Consider the following 1,044-nt stretch of genomic DNA (forward strand, 5'->3'; position numbering starts at 1 on the left):
CTCGCCCACGCGCTCCGGTCTTTTCATGCTGCCGCTGGTGCTGGGCATCATGCTGGGCGCGCAACTGTCCGGGCTGGTCACCAAGTTCACCGGACGGTACAAGGCGCTGCCGATCCTGGGCTCGCTGATCATCGCAGCCGGATCGGTGCTGTTCGCGCTGGTCCGCTTCGACAGCCCGCTGTGGCAGCCGCTGCTGTACTGCGGCGTCATCGGTTTCGGCCTGGGCGGCTGCATGCAGACGCTGATCATCGCCGCCCAGAACGCCGGACCGCGCGCCGACATGGGGGTGTCCACGGCGTCGGCCACGTTCTTCCGGCAGATGGGCGGCACCCTCGGGGTCGCGGTGTTCCTCACCATCCTGTTCAACCTGCTGCCGCGAAAGATCATGGCGGCCTTCGGCGGTCAGCTGCCGCCGGGCTTCGACGCCGCGCAACTCGGGCGGATCGAGGCCAATACCAGCGGCATCGCGGATCTGCCGGAGCAGGTGCGCACACCCATTCTGACCGGATTCACCCACGCCATGGGCGGGGTGTTCGCGGTAGCCGCCGCGGTTGCGGTAGTGGCGGCGGTCGTGCTGCTGTTCATGAAAGAGATTCCGCTGCAGGACACTCCGGTACCGGTCGTGGTGCCCGACGAGGAGTTGGTCGAGCCGGAGCTCGAGCCGGAGCCGGAGCTCGAACCGGAGCAGGAGTTCGACGCGGAGCCGGAGTTCGTGCTCGAGGAGGCGCCGCAGCTGTCGGTGTCGGGCCGGGTGCACCGGGAGGACGGGCAGTCGGTGCCCGACACCGTGCTCACCCTGATCGACCAGCGCGGACGCCAGGTCTCGCGGGCCGTCGGCGACGCGGACGGGGAGTACCTGATCGGTGCGCCGCGGACCGGCGGGTACGTGCTGATCGTGTCCGCCTACGGCTATCAGCCCGCCGCGGTGAGCATTTCGGTCGGCAACCGCCCGCATCGGCTCGATGTCGCCCTGCTCGGCTCCGGCGAGGTGTCGGGCGTGGTGCGGTCGGCGGGCCGGGGCGCGCCGCTCGGCGACGCGACCAT

Annotated in this window: 1 protein-coding gene; it reads left to right on the top strand. The window is 70.1% G+C overall.

Features of this window, described 5'->3' with window-relative positions:
* Positions 1-25 precede the first annotated feature (25 nt).
* Positions 26-1,044: MFS transporter (locus ACIRS4_RS39080; RefSeq protein WP_404205169.1), on the top strand; the 1,019-nt coding region annotated here is incomplete at its 3' end.

Origin of the sequence: Streptomyces sp. NPDC101166 (genome assembly GCF_044768125.1) — a bacterium.
GTDB lineage: Bacteria > Actinomycetota > Actinomycetes > Streptomycetales > Streptomycetaceae > Streptomyces.